At 71.3% G+C, this 22758-nt stretch carries 20 protein-coding genes; 8 read left to right on the forward strand and 12 right to left on the reverse strand.

Features of this window, described 5'->3' with window-relative positions:
- Position 1: 1 nt before the first annotated feature.
- Positions 2-313 carry a hypothetical protein gene (locus HUT10_RS19365; RefSeq protein ID WP_176172511.1) on the reverse strand — a complete coding sequence of 104 codons (312 nt, stop codon included), beginning with the start codon at positions 311-313 and terminating at the stop codon, positions 2-4.
- A gap of 193 nt (positions 314-506) precedes the next feature.
- On the opposite strand from HUT10_RS19365, the gene HUT10_RS19370 reads away from it, so the two are divergent.
- The gene (locus HUT10_RS19370) at positions 507-1178 is read left to right on the forward strand and encodes a TetR/AcrR family transcriptional regulator (RefSeq protein ID WP_176172512.1); all 672 of its coding nucleotides are present in this window, start codon (positions 507-509) and stop codon (positions 1176-1178) included.
- Here the strand turns inward: HUT10_RS19370 and HUT10_RS19375 are convergent.
- Positions 1099-2154, reverse strand: a complete 1056-nt coding sequence (locus HUT10_RS19375) for an AraC family transcriptional regulator (RefSeq protein WP_176172513.1) — start codon at positions 2152-2154, stop codon at positions 1099-1101. The two genes, HUT10_RS19370 and HUT10_RS19375, sit on opposite strands and share 80 nt — an antisense overlap.
- 80 nt (positions 2155-2234) lie before the next feature.
- Here HUT10_RS19375 and HUT10_RS19380 point away from each other — a divergent pair, with 80 nt between their 5' ends.
- The 3 genes from HUT10_RS19380 (at position 2235) to HUT10_RS19390 (ending at position 6520) form a co-directional block, all read left to right on the forward strand.
- The gene (locus HUT10_RS19380) at positions 2235-3329 is read left to right on the forward strand and encodes a winged helix DNA-binding domain-containing protein (RefSeq protein ID WP_176172514.1); all 1095 of its coding nucleotides are present in this window, start codon (positions 2235-2237) and stop codon (positions 3327-3329) included.
- A 75-nt stretch (positions 3330-3404) separates the two neighbouring features.
- Complete coding sequence (locus HUT10_RS19385; RefSeq protein ID WP_176172515.1) at positions 3405-4868, forward strand: NAD(P)/FAD-dependent oxidoreductase; 1464 nt, start codon at positions 3405-3407, stop codon at positions 4866-4868.
- A complete protein-coding gene (locus tag HUT10_RS19390) occupies positions 4868-6520 on the forward strand; it encodes a GMC oxidoreductase (protein WP_176172516.1) in 1653 nt (550 codons plus the stop codon). The genes HUT10_RS19385 and HUT10_RS19390 overlap by 1 nt, the downstream gene beginning before the upstream one ends.
- A gap of 49 nt (positions 6521-6569) precedes the next feature.
- Here the strand turns inward: HUT10_RS19390 and HUT10_RS19395 are convergent, their stop codons facing one another.
- Positions 6570-8054, reverse strand: coding sequence for a chitinase (locus HUT10_RS19395; RefSeq protein ID WP_176172517.1), 1485 nt, complete (start codon positions 8052-8054; stop codon positions 6570-6572).
- 145 nt (positions 8055-8199) lie between these two features.
- Here HUT10_RS19395 and HUT10_RS19400 point away from each other — a divergent pair, with 145 nt between their 5' ends.
- A complete protein-coding gene (locus HUT10_RS19400; RefSeq protein ID WP_176172518.1) occupies positions 8200-10563 on the forward strand; it encodes a Tex family protein in 2364 nt (787 codons plus the stop codon).
- A gap of 39 nt (positions 10564-10602) precedes the next feature.
- Here HUT10_RS19400 and HUT10_RS19405 read toward each other — a convergent pair whose 3' ends face one another.
- From HUT10_RS19405 to HUT10_RS19415, 3 genes are all read right to left on the reverse strand, one after another.
- Positions 10603-11022, reverse strand: a complete 420-nt coding sequence (locus HUT10_RS19405; RefSeq protein ID WP_176172519.1) for a hypothetical protein — start codon at positions 11020-11022, stop codon at positions 10603-10605.
- A gap of 4 nt (positions 11023-11026) precedes the next feature.
- Positions 11027-11797: a 2-keto-4-pentenoate hydratase gene (locus tag HUT10_RS19410; protein ID WP_176172520.1), complete on the reverse strand. Its 771-nt coding sequence runs from the start codon at positions 11795-11797 to the stop codon at positions 11027-11029.
- A gap of 115 nt (positions 11798-11912) precedes the next feature.
- On the reverse strand, positions 11913-13619 hold the full coding sequence (locus tag HUT10_RS19415) for an acyl-CoA dehydrogenase (protein ID WP_176172521.1): 1707 nt from the start codon (positions 13617-13619) through the stop codon (positions 11913-11915).
- Positions 13620-13852: 233 nt separating this feature from the next.
- On the opposite strand from HUT10_RS19415, the gene HUT10_RS19420 reads away from it, so the two are divergent.
- Positions 13853-15406: a DEAD/DEAH box helicase gene (locus HUT10_RS19420; protein WP_176172522.1), complete on the forward strand. Its 1554-nt coding sequence runs from the start codon at positions 13853-13855 to the stop codon at positions 15404-15406.
- 176 nt (positions 15407-15582) lie between these two features.
- Here the strand turns inward: HUT10_RS19420 and HUT10_RS19425 are convergent, their stop codons facing one another.
- The 3 genes from HUT10_RS19425 to HUT10_RS19435 are packed head-to-tail and all read right to left on the reverse strand — an operon-like array spanning position 15583 to position 18319.
- Positions 15583-16467 (reverse strand): ABC transporter permease, encoded by an 885-nt coding sequence (locus tag HUT10_RS19425; protein ID WP_176172523.1) that lies wholly within the window; start codon positions 16465-16467, stop codon positions 15583-15585.
- Entirely contained in the window at positions 16454-17245 is a 792-nt protein-coding gene (locus tag HUT10_RS19430) for an ABC transporter ATP-binding protein (protein ID WP_176172524.1), read from the reverse strand. The genes HUT10_RS19425 and HUT10_RS19430 overlap by 14 nt, the downstream gene beginning before the upstream one ends.
- Before the next feature lie 21 nt (positions 17246-17266).
- The gene (locus HUT10_RS19435; protein WP_176172525.1) at positions 17267-18319 is read right to left on the reverse strand and encodes an ABC transporter substrate-binding protein; all 1053 of its coding nucleotides are present in this window, start codon (positions 18317-18319) and stop codon (positions 17267-17269) included.
- 242 nt (positions 18320-18561) lie between these two features.
- Here HUT10_RS19435 and HUT10_RS19440 point away from each other — a divergent pair, with 242 nt between their 5' ends.
- Both HUT10_RS19440 and HUT10_RS19445 read left to right on the forward strand, forming a co-directional pair.
- Positions 18562-19008: a hypothetical protein gene (locus HUT10_RS19440; RefSeq protein WP_176172526.1), complete on the forward strand. Its 447-nt coding sequence runs from the start codon at positions 18562-18564 to the stop codon at positions 19006-19008.
- Between the two features lie 94 nt (positions 19009-19102).
- The gene (locus tag HUT10_RS19445) at positions 19103-19474 is read left to right on the forward strand and encodes a hypothetical protein (RefSeq protein ID WP_176172527.1); all 372 of its coding nucleotides are present in this window, start codon (positions 19103-19105) and stop codon (positions 19472-19474) included.
- 119 nt (positions 19475-19593) lie between these two features.
- Here the strand turns inward: HUT10_RS19445 and HUT10_RS19450 are convergent, their stop codons facing one another.
- The 3 genes from HUT10_RS19450 to HUT10_RS19460 are packed head-to-tail and all read right to left on the reverse strand — an operon-like array spanning position 19594 to position 22726.
- Entirely contained in the window at positions 19594-20610 is a 1017-nt protein-coding gene (locus HUT10_RS19450; protein WP_176177905.1) for an S-adenosylmethionine:tRNA ribosyltransferase-isomerase, read from the reverse strand.
- A gap of 2 nt (positions 20611-20612) precedes the next feature.
- Positions 20613-21314: an SDR family oxidoreductase gene (locus HUT10_RS19455; RefSeq protein WP_176172528.1), complete on the reverse strand. Its 702-nt coding sequence runs from the start codon at positions 21312-21314 to the stop codon at positions 20613-20615.
- Positions 21315-21358: 44 nt separating this feature from the next.
- The gene (locus HUT10_RS19460) at positions 21359-22726 is read right to left on the reverse strand and encodes a cytosine permease (protein WP_176172529.1); all 1368 of its coding nucleotides are present in this window, start codon (positions 22724-22726) and stop codon (positions 21359-21361) included.
- Positions 22727-22758: the final 32 nt, after the last annotated feature.

Consider the following 22758-nt stretch of genomic DNA (forward strand, 5'->3'; position numbering starts at 1 on the left):
GTCAGTCCTCCGCGGCCTGCGGCGGCCGGCCCGCCTGCCACAGCAGGGCTTCGCGCAGTTGCTCGATCAACCGCTCGTCGTCCGCTTCGGACGGGTCCACGCCCAGGGGGATCCAGCGCTCGGAAACCTTCTCGCCCCGGTCGAAACTGGAAATCACGATTCCCGAGTACGACAGGGACGCTTCGTCCGCGCAGTCCCCGTCGGGCAGTGGCTCGTCCGCTTCGAAGCCTTCGTCGAAGCTGACGTGGCGATGCTGCAGGCGGACGCTGACCCAGCGTCCGGCCGGCCGGATCGGCGCGCCTTCTTCGTTCATCTGCTCCTACCCCCGGTCCGGGCCCCCTGCCGTCTCGTCGCATCCGGGTGCCGGGAAGTTACCGGCGGGTTGTTCCGGTTGCGTAACGACAAAGGTTGGCGCGAAACACCGCTTGCCCGCCACCGGAGTCACTCTTTTGACATCGGGTCAACTGTCTGTTGACAGGCCGCCGGTCCCCCGCGAGGCTGAGCGGATGACCACCGGTACCCGGCCGCGGCGCCGCCGGCTCGAACCGGCCGAACGGCGTGCGGAGATCCTCGCCGCCGCCCGGCGGCTGTTCGGCGCGGGCAGCTACGCCTCGGTGTCCACTTCGGACATCGCCGAGGCCGCCGGGGTGGCGCGGCCGCTGATCAACCACTACTTCGGCGGCAAGCGCGAGCTGTACCTGGAAGTGGTGCGGCAGCTGATGATCGTGCCGGCGCCGGTCACCGAAGCGCTGCCGGACACCACGATGGAGGAGCGGCTGGCGATCGGCGTCGAACGCTGGATCGAGGTCGTGGACCGCAACCGCGACGCCTGGCTGACCGTGATCGGCCCCGAGTCGGCGGGCCGCGACCCCGAGATCGAGCGGATCATGCTGGAGGCCGACGAGATCGCCGCCGACCGGGTCCTCGAAGCCGCGCTGATGACCGGCGTGACCGAGGGCCGCGAAGAGCTGCGCGCGATGATCCGCTCGTTCGGCGGGATGCTGCGCGCGGCTTCGCGCGAATGGCTGATCCGCGGCACGCTCGACCGCGCGGCGCTGCGCACCTTCCTCACCGGTTCGCTGCTCAACCTGCTGAAGCTCACCTACCCGGCGGTCCTCGCCGAGCGGCGCGGAAGCGGCGCGCGAACGCCGCCGGCGTCATCCCCGTCCAGCGCTTGAACGCGTGGATGAAGCTCGACGCTTCGGCGTACCCGAGCCGGTAGGCGACGTCTTCGACCGACAGCACACCGGTGTCGAGCAGCTCCTCGGCGAGCGTCTGGCGGACCTCGTCGACCAGCGCCCGGTAGCTCGTGCCGGCTTCGGTCAGGCGGCGGCGCAGGGTGCGGGTGCTGAGGGCGAGCTGCCCGGCGATCTCGTCCATGCCGGCGTCGACCCCGCCGAGCCGGACCAGGCGTTCGCGCACCTGCTGCGAAATCCCCGAACGTTCCCGCCGCCGGGCGACGAGCGCTTCGCACTGCGCGGCGCACAGGGCGACGGTCTGGTCGTTGGCCTGCGGCAGCGGCCGGCCCAGCAGCGCCGGGTCGAGCGTCGCCCGGCAGGCGTCGGCGCCGAAGCGCGGCAGCACGCCGAACGCGGCCCGGTATTCCTCCGGCGTCGCCGATTCGTGGCGGAACATCAGCTCGTCCAGGGCGATCTCGGGCAGCAGGTCGCGCATGACGGCGAAGATCGCGGCCAGGTCGCGCAGGACGAGGAAGCGGGCGACGTCGGCGGGCACGCGGCTGTCGTCGAGCTCGAGCGTCAGCCGGTCGGCGCCGAGGACGACGCGAGGGATGCAGAAGGCGAAGCTCAGGTCGAAGTAGCGGAGGGCGAACAGCATCGCGTCGCGCAGCGTCGGGCTGCTGATGCAGGCGAAGCCGAAGATGCCGAAGGTGGTGACGCGGTAGCGGCGGCCCAGCTCCAGTGCCGCCGCGTCGGATCCGTCCAGGTCGGCCAGCGCCCGGACCACGGCCAGCTCCTGGCGCGCGTCCACCTGGACGGCGGGGTCGGCGAGCAGCTCCGGCGTGAGCGTGGTGGCGGCCAGCAGGTTCGCCGCGGGCAGGCCGCGTTCGGCGGCGAAGCGGGTCATCAGCTCGATGCTCGCGGTGCCGCGGGGGAAGTCCCAGTCCCCGACGGCGGGCACGGCGAGCTCGGCCATGGCCGGAATTCTGGATCACCACCGGAGAAGGTGTCCAATCGAGGACCGGAACTGTCCGGGGTGATCGTTAGGGTGACGGCGTGGAGACGTTGACCCGGCGCGCCCTGAACCGCGCCACGCTGGAGCGCCAGCTGCTGCTGGGCCGGGCGGAGATGTCCGCGTTCGACGCGGTCGAACACCTGGCCGGGCTGCAGGCGCAGGCGCCGTTCCCGCCGTACTTCGGGCTCTGGTCGCGGCTGGCGGGCTTCCGGCCGTCGGAGCTGGCGGAGCTCCTGGAGAGCCGGCGCGTGGTCCGGATCGCGCTGATGCGCGGCACGGTCCACCTCGTGACGGCGGCGGACGCGCTCGCGTGGCGGCCGGTGCTGCAGGGGATCTACGACCGCGACCTGAAGCAGAACACGCTGCACGCGAGCGCACTGGCCGGGCTCGACCACGAGCTCGTCGCCGAGGCGGCGCGGAAACTGCTCCTCGGTGGCCCGATGCCGGGAACCAAGCTGGGTGCCGAGCTGGCGCGCACCTGGGACGTCCCGCCGTCCTCCCTGACCCACCTCGCCCGCGGGCGGCTGCCGCTGGTGCAGACCCCGCCCCGGGCGATCTGGGGCAAGGCCGGGCAGACGACGTACGCGTGCCTGGACGAGTGGGTGGGCGCGCCCCTGCCGCCGCCTTCGCCCGCTTCGCTGATTTCGCGGTACCTGCGCGCGTTCGGCCCGGCCACGGTCGCGGACGTCCAGACGTGGGCGGGCATCACCCGCCTGGGCGAGGTGGCGTCTTCGATGGACCTGCGGCGGTACCGGGACCCGGACGGCCGCGAGCTGCTGGACCTGCCGGAGCTGACGGTGCCGGACGAGGACGTCCCGGCCCCGCCGCGGCTGCTGGGGCCGTTCGACCAGATGATCCTGTCCTACGCGGACCGGACGCGGATCATCTCGGACGCCGACCGCAAGCGGGTGATCTCGCAGAACGGCCTGGTGAAGGGCACGCTGCTGGTCGGCGGCCGGGTGTGCGGGTTCTGGGAGATCAAGGCGGCGAAGAAGGCGGCGGTGATCGAGCTGTCGCCGTTCGAGAAGCTCACGAAGCGGGACACGGCGGCGCTGGAGAAGTCGGCGGGCGAGCTGGTGCAGTGGGCGGAGGCGGCCGCGGAGACCCACGAGGTGCGCATCCACCCGCCGGCGTGAGGCTGGCCGGAAATCTCGATTGAGTGACCGTTCGTGGCCTGTTGTCACAGGCCGCGAGTCCGTAGCTTTTCCGGCATGACTGGTTCGGCGAAGGGGCCGTCGGTGCTGATCGTGGGCACCGGGTTCGGCGGTATCGGGACGGCGATCGAGCTCAAGCGCGCCGGGTTCGGCGACTTCACGATCCTGGAAAGCGCCGCCGAGCCCGGCGGGGTCTGGCGGGACAACACCTACCCGGGCGCCGCGTGCGACATCCCGTCGCCGCTGTACTCCTACTCCTTCGAGCCCAACCCGCGGTGGCCGAAGCGGTTCTCGCACCAGCCCGACATCCTCGCCTACCTGCGGCGCGTCATCGCGAAGTACGGCCTCGAGCCGCACATCCGGTACCGCACTGAGGTCACCGGGGCCGCCTTCGACGCCGATCGCGGCCTCTGGCACGTCGAGACGAGCGCCGGCGAGACGTTCGAGGCGAACGTCTTCGTACCCGCCGTCGGGCAGCTGTCCCGCCCGGTGCTGCCGGACATCCCGAACCGCGAGAGCTTCACCGGCGACGCCTTCCACTCCGCGCGGTGGGACCACGACGTCGACCTGACCGGCAAGCGGGTCGCCGTGATCGGCACCGGGGCCAGCGCCGTGCAGTTCGTGCCCGAGCTGCGCAAACAGGCCCGGCACGTCACGGTCTTCCAGCGCACGCCGCCGTACGTCATGGCGAAGTCCGATCCGAGCTACCGGCGGTGGCAGCACTGGCTGTTCGAGCACCTGCCGCCGACCCAGCTGCTCGGCCGGCTGCGGATCTTCCTGCTCGCCGAGTACGCCACCTACGCGATGACGCGCCACCCGGTGCTGGCGAAGATGTTCGAGCTGCGGACCGCGCAGCTGCGGCGCCGCCACATCAAGGACCCGGAGCTGCGGGCCAAGCTCACGCCGGCGTACCCGCTCGGCTGCAAGCGGATCCTGTTCACCAACGACTACCTGCCCGCGCTGGCCCAGCCGGACGTCGACGTCGAGACGCGGCGGATCTCGGAGATCACCGAGAAGGGCGTGCGGGTCGAGGACGGGACGGAGATCGAGGCGGACGTCCTGATCTACGGCACCGGCTTCGCCGCGACGGAGTTCCTCGGCCGGATGGAGGTGCGCGGCCTCGGCGGCCGGTTGCTGCGGGACGAGTGGTCCGGCGGCGCGCGGGCCTACCTGGGCATGACCGTGCCCGGCTTCCCGAACCTGTTCTGCGTCTACGGCCCCAACACGAACCTCGGCGCCGGGTCGATCATCTACATGATCGAGCGGCAGGCGCGGTACATCCGGCAGGCGGTGGAACGGCTTTCGCGGCCCGGCGTGTCCTCGTTGGACGTGCGGCCCGAGGTCGAAGAGCGGTACGACCGGGAGGTGCAGCAGCGGCTGGGGCACAGCGTGTGGAGCGCCTGCCGGAGCTGGTACCGGCAGGCCGACGGCCGGGTGACGACCAACTGGCCCGGCCTGGTCACCGAGTACGACCGCCGGACGCGGCGCTTCGACGTCGCCGACTACCGGGTGGCGGGCTGATGGACTACGACGTCCTGGTGATCGGTTCGGGCTTCGGCGGCAGCGTCACGGCGCTGCGGCTGACCGAGAAGGGCTACCGCGTCGGCGTGCTGGAGACCGGCCGCCGGTTCGCCGACGACGAGTTCGCGAAGACGTCGTGGCGGGTGCGGAAGTACCTGTGGGCCCCCGCGCTGGGCTGCTTCGGCATCCAGCGCCTGACCTTGCTGAAGAACACTTTCGTGATGAGCGGCTCCGGCGTCGGCGGGGGCTCGCTGGTGTACGCGAACACGCTGTACGAGCCGCCGGACGGGTTCTACGCAGACCCGCAGTGGGCGCACATCACGGACTGGAAGGCCGAGCTGGCGCCGTACTACGACCAGGCGAAGCGGATGCTGGGCGTGGTCGAGAACCCGGCGACGACGGCCGCGGACCGGGTGCTGCGTTCGGTGGCCGAGGACATGGGTGTCGGCCACACGTACCGGCGCACGCCGGTCGGCGTCTACTTCGGACAGTCCGGGGTGGACCCGTTCTTCGGCGGCGCCGGCCCGGCGCGGTCCTCCTGCACGCTGTGCGGCGAGTGCATGACCGGCTGCCGGGTCGGGGCGAAGAACACGACGGTCAAGAACTACCTGTACCTGGCCGAGCGGGCGGGTGCGGTGGTGCACCCGCTCACCACCGCGGTGACGGTCCGGCCGATCTCCGGCGGGTACGCGGTCGACACCCGCCGGACCGGCGGTTTCTCCCGCCGGACGTTCACCGCCACGCAGGTCGTGTTCTCGGCGGCGGCGTTGGGAACGCAACGGCTGCTGCACCGGATGCGGGACACGGGAAACCTGCCGCTCGTTTCCCCGCGCCTCGGGCTCCTGGCCCGCACGAACTCCGAAGCCGTCCTGGCGGCGCGGTCGCTGCGGGCGGACACGGACTACTCCCGGGGCGTCGCGATCACGTCGTCGATCCACCCGGACGCGGTGACGCACGTGGAGCCGGTGCGGTACGGGCGCGGCAGCAACCTGATGGGCCTGCTGGCGACGGTGCTGGTGGACGCGGTGCCGGGCCGGCGGCGCTGGGTGCTCGGGCTGCGGGAGCTGTGGCGTTCGCGGCGCGACCTGCTCCGGATCCACAACCCGCGGCGCTGGTCGGAGCGGATGATCGGGCTGCTGGTGATGCAGACCCTCGACAATTCGGTGACGACGTACACCAGGCGGGGCGTGTTCGGCAGGCGCATGACGACCCGCCAGGGTTCGGGGGCGCCGTCACCGGACTGGATCCCGGCGGGTCACGAGGTGACACGCCGAGTGGCCGCGAAGATCGGCGGTCTGCCTCAAGGTGCGTGGACGGACCTGGCGAACATCCCGATCACGGGCCACTTCATCGGCGGCTGCGCGATCGGGGATTCTCCCGCTTCGGGGGTGGTCGATCCCTACCAGCGGCTGTACGGGTATCCGGGGCTGCACGTGGTGGACGGCTCGGCGATCTCGGCCAACCTCGGGGTGAACCCGTCGCTGACGATCACGGCCCAGGCGGAGCGGGCGATGGCGTTCTGGCCGAACCGCGGGGACGTGGATCCGCGGCCGCCGCTGGGCTCGCCGTACCTGCGCGTGGCGGCGGTGGCGCCTCGGCGTCCGGTGGTGCCGCCGGCGGCACCGGGAGCCCTGCGGCTCCCCCTGGCGTGAGAAGGCCCTCCCGGACCGCGCCGCCGGGAGGGCCACACTCAACGCACCTTTACGGCAGGCCCGCGAGCCCCGCCGACACCGTGTTCGCGAACGCGTACCCCTGCGACGCGTCCCAGTTGATCGACCACGTCATCGCGCCGCGGATCGACGGGTACGTCGCCGACGGCTTGAACGAGCCGCACGATGTCCCGCGGGCCAGGCAGTTCAACGCCGACACCGTGTTCGCCGGGGCCTGGTAGCCGCCTCCCGCCGCCTGGGGCGAGGCCGGCAGGCCGAGGCCGACCTGGTCCGCCCTCAGGCCGCCCTGCAGCTGGATGCAGGCCAGCGCCGTCAGGAAGTCGACCGTTCCCTGCGAATAGACGTTGCCGTTGCAGCCGTTCATCGAACCGGAGTTGTAGTACTGCATGTTGACGATCGTCAGGATGTCCTTGATGTTCAGCGCCAGCTGGAAGTAGCCGCCCGCCGTGGACTGCATGTCGATCGTCTGCGGTGCCATCGTGATGACCTTGCCGCCGCCGCTGTAGATGCTGCGCAGCGCCTGGCCCATGTAGGTCGCGTTGATGCCGTTCTCGAGGTCGATGTCGACGCCGTCGAAGCCGTAGTTCGCGATCAGCGACTTGATGCTGTTCGCGAAGTTGGTGGCCGACGTCGAGTCCGCGACGCTGATCGTGCCGTTCTGGCCGCCGACCGAGATGATCACCTTCTGGCCGCGGGCCTGCACCGTCTTGACGTCGGCCTTGAACTGGGCGTCCGTGTAGCCGCCGAGCTGCGAGGACAGGCCGGAGTCGAGCGTGAAACTCACCGCGCCGGGCGTGCCGGTGGCGTCGGCGAACGACACCGCGATGATGTTGTACTTCGTCGGGACGTCGGCGAGCTTCAGCGCCTTGGCGCCGTTGTAGAAGTTCTGCCAGTAGCCGGTCAGGACGTGCTTCGGCAGGTCACCCTGCGTGGGCGGCGTCGTGGTCGTCGTCGGCGGGGTGGTGGTGGTCGGCGGCGTCGTCGGGGTGGTGGGCGTGGTCGGCGTCGTCGGCGTGGTGGTCGGCGGGGTGCCGGGACCGTCCAGGCTGACGTCGTCGGCGTAGTAGGCCGGCTGGCCGTACCAGCCGTGCAGGTACACCGTCAGCGACGTGCTCGAGCCGGTCGCGAAGCTCAGCGACAGCTGCTGGTAGCCGCTGGTGCCGGGCGTCCACGTGCTGGCCGTCGCCGAGCCGGAGACGCCGAGGTAGACGTAGCTGCCCTGGACCCAGCCCGACAGCTTGTACGCCGTGTTCGCCGAGACGGTGAGCGTCTGCGAGCACTGCGCGTTGTCCGACGAAGACGGCGTCGCGTTCAGGGCGCGGCTGCCGCCGTGCACCGGCGAACTCACCGCGGCCGCCGTGCCGGTGCACGTCCAGCCCGTCGTGCCGGCTTCGAAGCCGGGGTTGGCCAGGATGTTCGCCGCCGAAGCGCTGCCGGCGAGCACGAAGGTCACGCCGAGACACAGCGTCACCACGGAAAGTAAGGAAAGCAGAGCGAAGCGGACCTTGGGGACCACGGGAGACCTCCGTGACACTGGTGAGGCAGGTCACCACAAAGTGGACTAGACCAATCTGATTGTCAAGGAACCCCATCCGAAAGTCGGGGCGCCCGAAACGGCAGAATGTGACGATCGGATCCAGGTCAATCGGGAGCGTGTTGCAGTGAGCGTGTCGGTCGAGCAGAAGATCGCCGAAGAACTGGGCGTGCGCGAAGGACAGGTCAAGGCCGCCGTCGAGCTCCTCGACGGCGGGTCGACCGTGCCGTTCATCGCCCGCTACCGCAAGGAAGTCACCGGCATGCTCGACGACGCGCAGCTGCGCACGCTCGAGGAGCGGCTGCGCTACCTGCGGGAACTCGACGAGCGCCGGCTCGCCGTGCTCGAGTCCATCCGCAGCCAGGGCAAGCTGGACGACGCCCTCGAGGCGTCGATCCTCGCCGCGGACACCAAGTCGCGGCTGGAGGACATCTACCTCCCCTACAAGCCGAAGCGCCGCACGAAGGCGATGATCGCGCGCGAAGCGGGTCTCGAGCCGCTGGCCGACGGCCTGCTGAACGACCCGACCACCGACCCGCAGGCGGCGGCCGCGGTGTTCGTCGACGCGGACAAGGGCGTCGCGGACACCCAGGCGGCCCTCGACGGCGCCCGCGCGATCCTCGTCGAGCGCTTCGCCGAGGACGCCGACCTCATCGGTGACCTGCGGGAGAAGATGTGGGGCCAGGGCCACCTGGTCGCCAAGGTCCGGGCCGGCAAGGAGGAGGAAGGCGCGAAGTTCTCCGACTACTTCGACTTCTCCGAGCCGTACACGAAGCTCCCCTCGCACCGGATCCTCGCGATGCTGCGCGGCGAGAAGGAGGAGGTCCTCGACCTCACCATGGCGCCGGACGAGCCCACCGACGAGCCGCAGGTCGGCCCGACGGAGTACGAGCAGCGCATCGCCGCCAAGTTCGGCATCACCCAGCAGGGCCGCCCGGCCGACAAGTGGCTCGGTGACACCGTGCGCTGGGCGTGGCGCACCAAGATCCTCCTGCACCTGGGCATCGACCTGCGGATGCGGCTGCGCCAGGCGGCCGAGGACGACGCCGTGCGCGTGTTCGCGGCCAACCTGCGCGACCTGCTGCTGGCCGCGCCGGCCGGCACCCGCGCCACGATGGGCCTCGACCCGGGCTTCCGGACCGGCGTCAAGGTGGCCGTGGTGGACGCGACCGGCAAGGTCGTCGACACCCACGTCATCTACCCGCACCAGCCGGCGAACAAGTGGGACCAGTCGATCGCCGAGCTCGCGGCGCTGTGCGCGCGGCACCAGGTGGACCTGATCTCGATCGGCAACGGGACGGCGTCGCGCGAGACGGACAAGCTCGCGCAGGAACTGATCAAGAAGCACCCGGAACTGAAGCTGACGAAGGCGGTCGTGTCCGAGGCGGGCGCTTCGGTCTACTCGGCGTCGGCGTTCGCTTCGCAGGAGCTGCCGAACATGGACGTCTCCCTGCGCGGCGCGGTCTCGATCGCGCGGCGGCTGCAAGACCCGCTGGCCGAGCTGGTGAAGATCGACCCGAAGTCGATCGGCGTCGGGCAGTACCAGCACGACCTGTCCGAGGTGTCGCTCTCGCGCTCGCTGGACGCGGTGGTCGAGGACTGCGTGAACGCGGTCGGCGTCGACGTCAACACGGCGTCGGCACCGCTGCTGACCCGGGTTTCGGGCATCACGACGGGCCTGGCGGAGAACATCGTCGCCCACCGCGACACGAACGGGCCGTTCCGCTCCCGCACGGCGCTGAAGGAGGTCGCGCGGCTCGGCCCGAAGGCGTTCGAGCAGTGCGCGGGCTTCCTCCGGATCCCGGACGGCGACGACCCGCTGGACTCCTCGGCGGTGCACCCGGAGGCGTACCCGGTGGTCCGCCGGATCCTGTCCAAGACCGGTACCGACATCCGGGCCCTGATCGGCAACACGCGGACGCTGTCGTCGCTGAAGCCTGCCGAGTTCGTCGACGAGCAGTTCGGCCTCCCGACCGTGACGGACATCCTCGCGGAGCTCGACAAGCCGGGCCGCGACCCCCGCCCGGCGTTCAAGACGGCCACGTTCGCCGACGGCGTGGACAAGATCTCCGACCTCAAGCCCGGCATGCGCCTGGAGGGCGTGGTGACGAACGTGGCGGCGTTCGGCGCGTTCATCGACGTGGGCGTGCACCAGGACGGGCTGGCGCACGTTTCGGCGCTGTCGAAGAACTTCGTGAAGGACCCGCGGGAGGTCGTGAAGCCAGGGGACATCGTGAAGGTGAAGGTCCTGGACGTGGACGTGCCCCGGAAGCGCATTTCGCTGACGCTGCGCCTGGACGACGAACCGGGTGCGGGCACCTCGCGTGGCGGCGGCGAGCGCCGGGACCGCGGCCAGGGCGGCGGCGGCCAGGGTCAGCGCCGCGGCGGCAGCGGCAACGACCGGCGCGGCGGCGGAGGCGGCCGTGACCGCGGCGGCAACGCGAGCGGCTCGATGGCCGACGCGCTCCGGCGGGCCGGGTTCGGCAAGTAGCTCTCCCCCGAAGGCGGGCCACCTGCGGGTGGCCCGCCTTCACTTTCCCCGGAGCGCGAAGAGGCCGGCCGCGAAGAGTGCCACCGGAACCACGCCTGTGGCCAGGCTGATCAGCCACGTTCCGCCGCGCCACCCCACCGGCGACGCGGCTAGGACCAGCCGCCGCACCAGGGCGGCTTCGACCACCGCCGTCAGCAGGAAACCCAGGCCCACGCTGAAGATCGCCGTCGCGCCGACGAACAGCAGGCCCGAGGCCGAGGCCGCGCCCAGCGGTACCGCCACTTCCCAGCGCACCACGCCGGCCGCCGCCGCGAGCAGGGCCAGCACGAACACGAACGCCACGACGAAGCCGATGCGCGCCGTCGCCGGGTGGGGGCCGCGGGCGAAGATCCAGAATCCCGCGTCGAGGGCTGCCACGACCACCGCGAGCGCGACGAAGCCCGCACGGAAAGTCAGCACCTGATCACTCTAGCGGTGCGAAACTCGTTTCCACACTGCCCAGCGCGCCGAAGTCCGCCACCACGTGGCCGCCCGCGTGGATCGGGCACGGCGGTGTTGCCGTTCCCGTCGTCACGATGTCGCCCGGGCGCAACGCTTGCCCGTGGCGGGGCAGCTCCATCGCCAGCCAGTGCAGTGCCAGGCGCGGGTCGCCCAAGACCAGGCTGCCGCTCCCCCGGGAGAACTCTTCGCCGTCGGCGTGGAGGACCACCTGGCTGCGGGGCAGGTCGACCTCGCGCCAGCCCGGCACCGGGCTGCCCTCCACGAAGCGGCCCGAGCAGGCCGCGTCGGCGAGCAGTTGCGGGCCGCCCGCGTGGCGGTGGTCGGTGTAGCGGCTGTCCGGCAGCTCGATCGCCAGGAACATCGTGTCGACCGCGTCGAGCACCGCGGCCAGCGACGGCGACAGCCCCGGGTCGGCCTTGAGCCGGAACGCGAACTCCGGCTCGGCCACGCCCATGGTCATGGTGTCCGCGGGGACCGGCGCGCCCTCGACGTGGTGGAACCGCGCGAACATCGCGCCCGCCAGCGGCCCGGCGACGCCGAGGTACTGGCGGGCGTACACCGTGGTCGCGCCGATCTTCCAGCCGGACACTGGCCCGGCCAGCTCGGCGAGCGCCGCCTGCACCGCCATGCCCTCGGCGTGGCCGTCCGGGCGGAGGTCGTCCGGGAGGCCGTCCAGCCGCTTGCCGGTCAGCCACGCGTCCCAGATCAGCTCCGCCGCCCGCTCTCGGTTCACGTCCGCGATCTTGCCAAGCGGAACACCGGGTGTCGATCGCCTTCCGCGACACCGCCACCGGGATCCCGCGGACGGGCGCGCAGCCCCACGAGCCGGCGTTCGCCGCCGGACTCGATCACGGCTGCATGGCGTAGACCCCGGAGAGCTCCCGCACCCGCGCCCAGACGTTCTCGAACCGCGCGGCATCGACCACCGGCTTGCGCAGCGCGGCCAGCGCGATCGCCTGCTGGGCCTCGGTCGAGCTCGCCTTGCCGTTGAGGTCCACCGCCGCGACGCTGAAGTCCTGCACGAGCACCGCGAAGATCTGGTCGACGACCTCGTCGTCCAGGCCGGTGATCCCGGCCTGCTCCAGGATGAGCTGGCCGTACACGATCAGCGTGAACAGCTCGGCCAGCGCGAGCCCGAAGTCGAGGTCGGCCTGCTGCGCCTCGTCCGGCGCCGCCTCGGTGAGCAGCTTGACCAGGTACCCGGCCTGCTCGGTGAACAGCGCGACGTTCGGGATGTGCGCGGCTTCGGCGTAGGCGGTCTTCCAGTCGTGGAACCGGACCTTCGACAGGCCGCGCGCCGGGCCCTGCCGGAAGAGGAACTCGTCGTCCGCGGCGTCGGTGCGGGTGCCGACCGGCGCGTACTCCTGCGGCGCGAACAGGTAGTTCGGCATGAACTTGGCGATCAGGGCCAGGTTGACGGCCACCGTGCCTTCCAGCTTCGGCAGGCCGTCGATGTCGTTCTTGGACATCGCCAGGTAGGTGTCGGCCTCGAAGCCCTTGGCCGCGACGACGTCGGCGACCAGGCCGATCACCTTCTGCGCCTCGGTGGTCACCTTCATCTTGGTGATCGGGTTGAACAGCAGGTAGCGGCGGTCGTCCGGGTTCGCGCTGCGGAAGTAGTCGACCGCGCGGTCGGAGAACAGCTTCATCCCGATCAGCCGCGCGTACGCCTCGACGAACTCGCGGCGGACGTGCGGGAAGTCGGTGACGGGCTTGCCGTAGAGAACGCGGTTGTGCGCGTGCGTGATGGCTTCGTACAGCGAGTGCGTCGCCATGCCGATGCCGCCGAAGCACAGGTTGAACTTGCCGATGTTGACCGTGTTCAGCGCGGCGCTGAAGGCTTCGGCGCCGACGTGCAGGATGTCCTCTTCGCGGACCGGGTAGTCCTCGAGCCGGAACTCGGCGACGTACATCTGCGACGGCACGACGTTCTTGACCACGTGGTAGGCCGGGTGCTCGGAGTCGGCGTAGAAGAAGACGTACTGGTCCGGGCCTTCGACGCCGTCGATGCGGCCGAAGACCGAAACCGTGCGCGCGCAGTTGCCGTTGCCGATGTAGTACTTGGAGCCGGTGGCGCGGTAGCCGTCGCCGTCCTCGGTCAGCACCATGTCGGAGGCGTAGATGTCGGCGCCGTGGTCCTTTTCGGACAGTCCGAAGGCGCCGACGCCACCGGCGTCGAGTGCCGCCGCCGCGCGCTCGCGTGCGGCCGCGTTGGCGCTCTGCCAGACCGGGCCGAGGCCGAGGATGGTGACCTGCCACGGGTACCAGTAGTTGAGGCCGTAGAAGCCGAGGATTTCCGACAGCGCGGCGACGCGGCTGGTGTCCCAGCGCTTGTCCGGGTTGCCGCCGGCGTTCGCCGACGGGGTCAGGAAGGTCGAGAACAGGCCTTCCTTGCCCGCGAACTCGATGAAGTCCGCGTAGAAGGTGCGGTTGTGGTAGTCCTCGGTCAGCTTCGCCTTGCCGCGCTGCTCGAACCAGTCGATGGTGGCGCGCAGCAGGCGCCGCGTCTCGGCGTCGAAGTGCGCCGGGTCGTACTCGCGCGGGTTCAGCAGCATGGTCGTCCTCCTCGATTACCGACCGGTAACTTAGCAAGCCCGTCCGAGTGCGGGCAATCTCACTGGGGGAAGGTCACCGTTGTTCGGTACACTGATCTTGCGGGCCGCTCAGTTCTGCCTCGGCCCGCTGCTGTTGTCGACTACCACGCGCCGCGGCCGTTGACCGGTCTGCGCCGGGCAGGACAACCCTTCTCAGGTTATGGAGACCAGGGCACCCCCGTGCCCGCACGCTTATGAGCACTTTTTCCGAACTGGGCCTGCCGACCCCGCTCGTGGCCGCACTGGCCACCCAGGGCGTCACCGAGCCCTTCCCCATCCAGGCGGCGACCCTGCCGCACACGCTCGCCGGGCGTGACGTCCTCGGCCGCGGCCGCACCGGCTCCGGCAAGACCTACGGCTTCGTGCTGCCGGTGCTGGCCCGCCTCGCGGCGGGCCCGACGCGGCGCAAGCCGGGCCGTCCGCGCGCGCTGATCCTGGCGCCCACGCGCGAGCTCGCGACGCAGATCGAGGCGTCGATCCTGCCACTGGCCCGCCCGCTGGGCCTCAAGGCGACCACCATCTTCGGCGGCGTGAGCGCGAACCCGCAGATCACGAAGCTGCGTGACGGCGTCGACATCGTCGTCGCCTGCCCCGGCCGGCTCGCCGACCACATGCGCTCCGGGCACGTGAAGCTCGACGCCGTCGAGATCACCGTGCTGGACGAGGCCGACCACATGGCGGACCTGGGCTTCCTGCCCGAGGTCCGGCGGATCATGGACGCCACCCCCGAGCGCGGCCAGCGGCTGCTGTTCTCGGCGACGCTGGACAACGGCGTGGACGTGCTGGTCAAGCGCTTCATGGACGACCCGGTCCTGCACAGCGTCGACTCGGCCCAGTCCCCGGTGGCGACGATGGAGCACCACGTCCTGCACCTGGAGGAGACCCACCGGCTGCCGGTGCTGGTCGACCTGACGGCGGCGCCCGGCCGCACGCTGGTGTTCACGCGGACGAAGAGCCGCGCGAAGGCGCTGACGCGGAAGCTGAACGCTTCGGGCGTCCCGGCGGTGGAACTGCACGGCAACCTGGGCCAGAACGCCCGCACGCGCAACCTCGAGGCGTTCTCGTCGGGAACGGCCCGCACGCTGGTGGCGACGGACATCGCGGCCCGCGGCATCCACGTCGACGACGTCCGGCTGGTGATCCACGCGGACCCCCCGGTGGAGCACAAGGCGTACCTGCACCGCTCGGGCCGCACCGCCCGCGCGGGCGCGTCGGGCACGGTGGTGACGCTGATGACGGACGCGCAGGTCAGGGACGTGCGCGACCTGACCCGCAAGGCGGGTATCAAGCCGACGACGACCCAGTTGGGTCCGGGCCACCCGCTGCTGGCGGAGCTGGCCCCGGGCGAGCGGACGTTCTCCAAGGCACCGGCGGTGGACAACCGGCCGAAGAAGGTCTCGGCCACTGGGTCGGCACCTGGCGGCGGGCGCGGCCGGCGGGGTGGGGCTGCTGCGCCCGCGCCGAAGGAGAACCGTGGTGGGCAGCGGGCTCGGGCAGCCGGGCAGGCTCGGCAGGAGGAGCAGCGGTCGGCTGCTTCCGGGCGGGGCCGGTCTGGCGGGAACCGGAGGTCGGGTGGCGCGGAGGGAGCGGCTGGTCGTTCGGGTGGCAACGCTCGTTCGGGTGCGGCCACGGCTGCCTCGGGCGGTTCGCGTCGCTCCGGTGCCCCGGCTGCGGGCAACCGCCGGTCGAGCGGTGGAGCGGCGGCTTTCTCGGCCGGAACCCGGGCCGGCGGTCGCCGGTCGCGCTGATCCCAGCTGACACGTCCGGGCCTCGGCGCTGTGCGCCGGGGCCCGCGTCGTAACCAGACATCCCCCGCCACTCCCAAGGGGGGCGTCCCCTGGTCCATTCTATCGCCGCTGGCCTGTAAAAACAGCCGCCCGCGAAATCTGTGGACAAGCGGACCCGATGTGGATAACCGGGCCTTCTACAGCGACGAGGTCAGCCCGCGCGCCCGCAGTACCGCGCGCTCCAGCGGGCGGAACACCAGCAGCTCGATCCCCACACCCACCAGCAGGATCAGGAAGATCGCCGCGATCACCTTCTCGATGCTGTTGAGCGACGACCCCTGGTTGAGGTACGCGCCCAGGCCGACGCCGAGCTGCGGGGACAGCGCGATCAGCTCCGCCGCCATCAGTGAGCGCCACGAGAACGCCCAGCCCTGCTTGAGCCCGGCCAGGAAGCCCGGCAGTGCGGCCGGCAGCAGGATGTGCCGGGCCGACGACAGGCGGTTCGCGCCCATCACCTGGCCGACGCGCGGGAGGATCGGCGGGATCTGGTCGATGCCGGCCACCAGCCCGTTCGCTATCGACGGCACCGAACCGAGCAGCACCACGAAATAGATGGCGCCGTCGTTGATCCCGAACCACAAGATCGCCGCAGGCACCCACGCCACCGACGGGAGGCTCTGCAGCCCGGTCAGCAGCGGGCCGATCGCCGCCCTGACGACCCGGACCTTCGCCACGATCAGGCCGAGCGGGGTGCCGATGAGCACTCCGGCGACGAAGCCGAGCGCGGCGCGGTGGACCGATGTCCAGACGAACTCGAACACGTCGCCGGTGACCACGCGCTCCCAGAACTCGTCCCACACCGACAGGGGCGCAGGCAGCTGTGTCTCGGGCCAGAAGGCCGCGGCCCAGAGGACCTGCCAGACGACGAGCAGCACCACCAGCGCGCCCACCGGGGGCAGGAAGCCCCAGGCGAAGCGCTTCCAGAAGCCGGGACGGCGTTCCCCGACCGGGGCGTCGAGCGAATCCAGTCCGGCGCCGACCGCGTCCAGGTCGGCCTCGGCGGACCGGTCAAGCTGCGGCATGGGTGCTGATCACCTCACGCAGGTGTCCGGTGATTTCCTCGGTCAGCTCCTCGGCGTCGGCCGGCGCGACGTCCGTCCACTCGCGCACCACCCGGCCGGGGCGCGACGACAGCAGCACCACACGCTGGCCGAGGCGGACTGCCTCGCGCACGTCGTGCGTCACGAACAGCACCGACGTGCCCGTGCTGCGGTAGACGCGGAGCAGCTCGCCCTGCAGGACGTCGCGGGTGATGGCGTCGAGCGCCGCGAACGGCTCGTCCATCAGCAGCAGGGCCTGCTCCGGGTCGCCGCCGACGCGCAGCGTCGCGGCCAAGGCGCGGGCCAGTGCGACGCGCTGCCGCATGCCGCCGGACAGCTCGTGCGGCCGCTTGCCGCCCGCGCCGCTCAGCCGGACCAGTTCCAGCAGCTCGGCGACCTTCTCCCGCCGCTCGGTCCGGCCGAAGCCGGCCAGGCGCAGCGGCAGCTCGACGTTGCGGGCCGCGGTCAGCCACGGCATCAGCGCGGCCTCCTGGAACATCACCGCGGGCCGCGACGTGTTCAGCGTGATCTCGCCCGCCGACGGCGCGTCCAGCCCGGCGACCAGGTTGAGCAGCGTGCTCTTGCCGCAGCCGGACGCGCCGAGCAGGCAGACGAACTCGCCGGGCGCGACCGTCAGGTCCACGCCGTCGAGCGCGACGACCGCGCGGCCTGCCGTGCCGAACGCCTTGCGCACGCCGTCGAGACGCACCGCTGCCGCGCCGGTGGGGCGGGTCCGGCCGGTCGGGAGGGTCGTGGTCATCGCTGGCTGCCTCTCTCCGGATTACTTGCTGAGTTCGGGAGCGTCGACGGCGGGGAGGTTCTTGGCCTTCAGCACCTCGTTCAGCGGGCCGAAGTCCGCGAAGCCCTTCAGCGCGACGGCCGACTTCACCACGCCCGCCGTCACCGAGTCCTGCGCGAGCTGCGGGAATTCGGCGGCGATGGGGTCGGTGGTCAGCTCGATGCCGGAGAAGGCGCGGTCCAGGACGGCTGCGCTCAGGGTACTGCCGGCCAGCTCCTTGAGCGCGCCGTTGACCACGGTCTTCGCCTCCGCCGGGTTGGCCTTCGCCCAGTCGATGGCGGCGAGCTCGCCCTTGAGGAGCGCGCGGACGGTGTCCGGGTGCTGCTGCAGGAACTCGCTGCGCACGATGACGACGGTGGTCGGGAAGCGACCGTCCGGCCACAGCGTCTTCTCGTCGACCAGCACCTTCGCGCCGGCGTCGAGGACCAGCCGGGACGCCCACGGCTCGGGCAGCCAGCCGCCGTCGACCTCGCCCTTCTTGAAGGCGTCGAGCGTCTTCGGGTTGTCCATCGTGGTGATCTTGACCTGGCCGGTCAGCTGCTTGCCGGCGAGGAACTTCTTGAGCGCGACGTCCTGGGTGTTGGCCAGCTGGGGCGTCGTGAGGTTCTTGCCTTTGAGCTGGTCGACGCTGGTGATGTCCGGCTTGACGACGAGCTGCGCGCCGCCCGAGACGGCGCCGGAGATCAGCTGGATGGCGCCTTTGGACTTGGTGAAGGCGTTGATCGCCGGGCCGGAGCCGATGAAGGCAACGTCGAGCGAGCCGCCGATCAGGGCGTTCACCTCTTCGGGGCCGGCGTTGAAGGTCTGGGTGGTGAGCTTGGTCGAGCCGAGCTCGGTCTTGAAGAAGTCCTTCTTGACGCCGATCAGGGCGGGCGCGTGCGTGACATTTGGGAAGAAGCCGACGCGGACCTCGCCGGCAGCGCCCTCGTTGGCGGCGGGGGCGGCACTGCTGTCGGCCCGCGAACAGCCGGTGAGCGCGCCCACGACGGTCAGGGCGGCCAGCGCCGAGGCCAGGATTCTTCGAGGGGTGCGCACGTCGGCATCGCCTTTCGTCGGTATGTCGGGGGCGAGGTTCGCACGGTCACCCACTCAGGCGCATAGCCATCCGCATCCCGGGAATTCCGATGAGATTTCTTGACATCGCCACCGCTCGTCGCTAGCCGCCCATTCGAAACAAAATAACTGAAAATCGTGATTGTGAGCCAAGTCATCACGACTTGGGATCCGGCTCCGTTACGGTCCACACCGAAGATCATCACCGAATTAGGGGAGGGCTTGTGAAACGCCTGGTATCGATCCTCACCACGACCGCGGCAGCGCTGCTGGTGGCCGCGCCGGGTGCGCTGGCCGAAGACAACCCGGACTGGCACGCCAAGTGCAGCACGCGGATCTCGCCGACCGAAGCCAACAACGCGGAGGGGTGGGTGAACGCACAGTCCGACGGCGGCAACTGGAAGATCGTCAACATCTACGCCAACCTGCGCAACGTCGGCGGGAAGATCACCGGGGACCACCAGGTCACGGTGAACGTGTTCAACGGCCCCGGCGGCCCGATCGTCGCATCGCACAGGTTCGACAACATCGCCAACGGCGACATCACGCTCACCGCCGACGTGTATCCGGCGGTCTCCATCCCCAAGGGCAAGGTCGCCGTCCAGGTGGCCGCCACGACCAACATCAATTCGTGGCCGAAGCTCTGCAACGGCGCCGGCATCGTCTTCTGACGTTCGGCGTCCGAGGAAGAAATCGCCCCGAACGGGCAACCGCCGGCGTCACCCGGACGTGGTAGAGGATGAACCACGCATACGGGAGGAAGTCATGACGAGCAAGGGCGCCGGCGTCCGCGTGGCGCTGGTCGTGTTGTTCATCGGGTTCGGCCAGGCGTCGTTCGAGTGGCTCCGGTCACTGGGGATGGACGCGCTGACGAGCACGGTGGTGTGGGCGATCCCGGTGGTCGCCGCGGCAGCGGTGACGCTGGTGCTGTGGGTGGCGTCGGACCGGGCGTTCCTGCTGCGCAACTGGCTGCCGGTGGCCATCTCGATCCCGGTGTACCTGGGCGGGGCGTTCGGCCTGGCGACCGCGACGGCGAGCATGGTGGCCTCGATCGTGTGCGGCGTGGGGCTGGGCGTGGCCGCGGTGGTGGTCGCCGGGCTGATCCGGTCGCGGCGGCGGGTTGAGGCGGGGCAGTAAAGGGAGTTGTCCACAGGTGAGCTTTCCTGTGGACAACTCGGGGGCCGGGCCCGCGCTCAACGGAGAGCCGCGGGATCGGCGGGGTTCGTCGCGTTGACACCCGGGCCGGGCCGTTTCGGCTACTCCCCCGGACGGCGCAGCAGCAGAGACACGTCGCCGAACTCGTGCCACAAGTACCGCTCCGCCACCGCGGCCGCGTACGCCTCCCGGACCACCTCCGCCCCCGCCACCGCTTCCAGCAGCAGCAAGTGGGACGCCTCCGGGGCGTGCAACCCCGTGACGATCCCGTCGACCACCCGGGCCGGGCGGTCCGGGCCGAGGACCAGCTCCGTCCAGCCCTCCGCCGCGCGCACTTCGCCGGCCGAGACCGCCGATTCCAGGGCACGGGCCGCCGTCGTCCCGACCGCGATCACCCGGCCTCCGCGCGCCCGGACCCACGAGACCAGCGCGGCCGTCGTCGGCGGCACCCGGTACCTCTCCGCCTGGGGTGGCTCCGCGGCCTCCGGGGACGACACCCCCGTGTGCAGCAGCAGCGGGGCGAACAACACGCCGTCCGTCACCAGCCGCGTCACCAGGTCCGCGGTGAACGGCCGGGCCGCCGACGGCATCTCCGCGCTGCCCGGCTCGCGGGCGAACACCGTCTGGTAGTCCGCCAGCGGCCACGCCCGCGGGACGTACCCGTAGCGGATCGGCCGGCCCTCCGCCTCGAGCAGCGCGGGCACCGGAACCGACACCGCGGCCCGCCACAGCCGGGCCTGCCCCGTGACCATCGGGGCCAGCAACGTCAGCGCCGCGTCGCCCGCCAGCGTCAAGCGCTCGCCCTCCCGGCCGTCGAGCAACGGCCCTCCCGGGGCGCGTAGCTCGACCACCCAGGAGCCGTCGTCGAGGGCGGTGGCGAAGTGGACCACGATCAGGTGGCCCTCGCGACGGGCGTCGACGGCCGCCGGCAGGGTGCCCGAGGTGTTGACCACCAGGAGGTCACCCGGCCTCAGGTGCTCGCCCAGGGAGGTGAACGCCGTGTGGTGGACGCCGGACGGGGACGCCACCAGCAGGCGGACCTCGTCGCGGGACAGGCCACGGGCCTCCGGCGGCGCCGATGCCGACAGTTCGTCCGGCAAGTCGAACCGGACGGTCATGCTCATGACGCCTCCGGGCGCGCAGCGCCTCCGTTGAGGGTGGCGGTGGGGGCATGGGCGGACAACAGGTCCGCCGCGCGGTAGCGGCCACTCGGCGGGCGCTCGTCGAGCAGCCGCAGGAACGCCGGGACCGCGGACGACGGCAGCGGGCGGTCCGAGATGTCCTCGCCCGGGAACGCGCGCTGGTGCATGGCCGTGCGCAGGTCGCCCGGATCCACCGCGTACACCGGCCGGTCCGGGTGCTCCACGCCCAGGACGGCGGTCAGCTGGTCGAGGGCCGCCTTCGCCGAGCCGTAACCACCCCAGCCCTCGTACGCCTCCACAGCGGCGTCGGAGCTGACGTTGATCACGACGGCGGGCCGCAGCAGCTGCGTCAGGGCCAGCGGCGCGAACACGTTGACGCGGTAGACGTCTTCGAGGTCCGCCAAGGGATAGCGGGCCAGCGGTGGCAGCGGGCTGACACCCAGGGAGCCGGCGTTGTTGACGAGCAGGTCGAGCGCGGGACAGGCGTCGGCGAGCGACGCTCGGTGGGCCGGGTCGGTGACGTCGCCGGGGATGGCCGTGAAGCCGTCCTCGCGGGCCGCCGCGGAAAGCGCGGCCGCGTCGCGGGCGTCGCCGATGACCGTCCACTTGCGACGGACCAGGGCGGCCGCGAGCGCGCGGCCCAGCCCGGCCGAGGCGCCGGTGACGAGTGCGGTGGGCATGGTGCCTCCTTCGAGGGGAACCACACCATCGTCAGACCTCTATATTACTTGAGGTCAAGGCGGCGGCGGAGCAAGAAGTACGCTGCCAGCGAAACGACGAGCCCGACGTAGTACGCGAGATCGGCGCCGTGCAGGGCCGCCGCGACCGGTCCCGTGTAGAGGGACGTGTTCATGAACGGCACCGCCGCACCGAACCCCACAACGAAGGCCACCACGGCCGCCCAGGGGCGCACGGACTCCGCCGCCAGGACGTCCACGCTCCGGCCGCCGCGGGTGCGAGCGAGCCAGTCCGGGACCACCACGCCGAGGAACGGCGGGATCCAGTACGACACGAACAGCAGCACGTTCTCGAACTTGGCCGACAGGTCGCCGCTGTGCATCCAGAGGATCAGCGCGAACGCCAGCACCGTGACGACCACCGCCGACACCGGGCGCCGCAGCCGGACGCCGACCGTCTGCAGCGCGAGCGAGCCGCTGTAGTCGTTCATCGCGTTGGACGACACCGCCGCCAGCGCGATCACCGCCAGCGCCAGCGCGCCCAGGAACCCGCCACCGAGCAGGTGGGCGACACCCGCCGCCGTCTGGTCGCCCAGCGACGACCCCAACGCGAGCCCGAGGCTTTCGCCGATCGCGTAGGAGACGACGAGGCCGAGCAGCGTGGCCCAGAAGACGGACCGCGAGGAGGAAGCCACCGGCAGGTACCGGCTGAAGTCCGACGCGTAGGGCGCCCAGGAGATCGCCAGCGACAACGTGATGGTCGTGAACAGCACGACCCCGCCCGCCAGGTCGGCACCGGAGGCGGTGTCGGCCCCGGCGATCGGGTGTCCGGAAAGGACCTTCACCGCCAGCGCGGCGAACGCCAGCACGAGCAGCACGCTCATCACCGCCTGCACGCGGTGGATCAGCGCGTAGCCGAACACGCCGAGCGCGCACTGCAGCACCAGCACGATCAGCACCGCCGCCCAGAACGGCAGCCCGGTCAGCTCGGCCAGCGCCTCGCCGCCGAACAGGCCGACCAGGGCGTCCCAAGCGATCGAGCCGAGCCACTGCACCAGGCCGGGCAGCACAACGCCGCCGCCGAACGGCAGCCGGGCGAGCGGCAGCTGGCCGGTGCCGGTGCGCGGGCCCCACGTCGAGAGGTACGCCACCGGCAGCGACCCCAGCACGGTGCCGGCGAGCATCGCGGCCAGGCCCGTCCAGAAGCCGAGGCCGAGCGATGCCGCCAGGGTGCCGGTGAACACCGCCGTCATGGTCAGGTTCGGCGCGAACCACACGCTGAACAGCCGCCACGGCCGCCCGAACCGGTTGCCCGGCGGCACCGGCGCGATGCCGTGGGTTTCGATCGCCAGGTCCCGCCCGCCGGCGGGCATCCGCCCGCCGAAGACCTCGGCGTCCAGACCGCGTCCGCTCATGTCCTGCCTCCTGTCACGATCACCCTAAAGCG

The sequence above is a fragment of the Amycolatopsis sp. Hca4 genome (assembly GCF_013364075.1).
In the GTDB taxonomy this organism is placed as follows: domain Bacteria; phylum Actinomycetota; class Actinomycetes; order Mycobacteriales; family Pseudonocardiaceae; genus Amycolatopsis.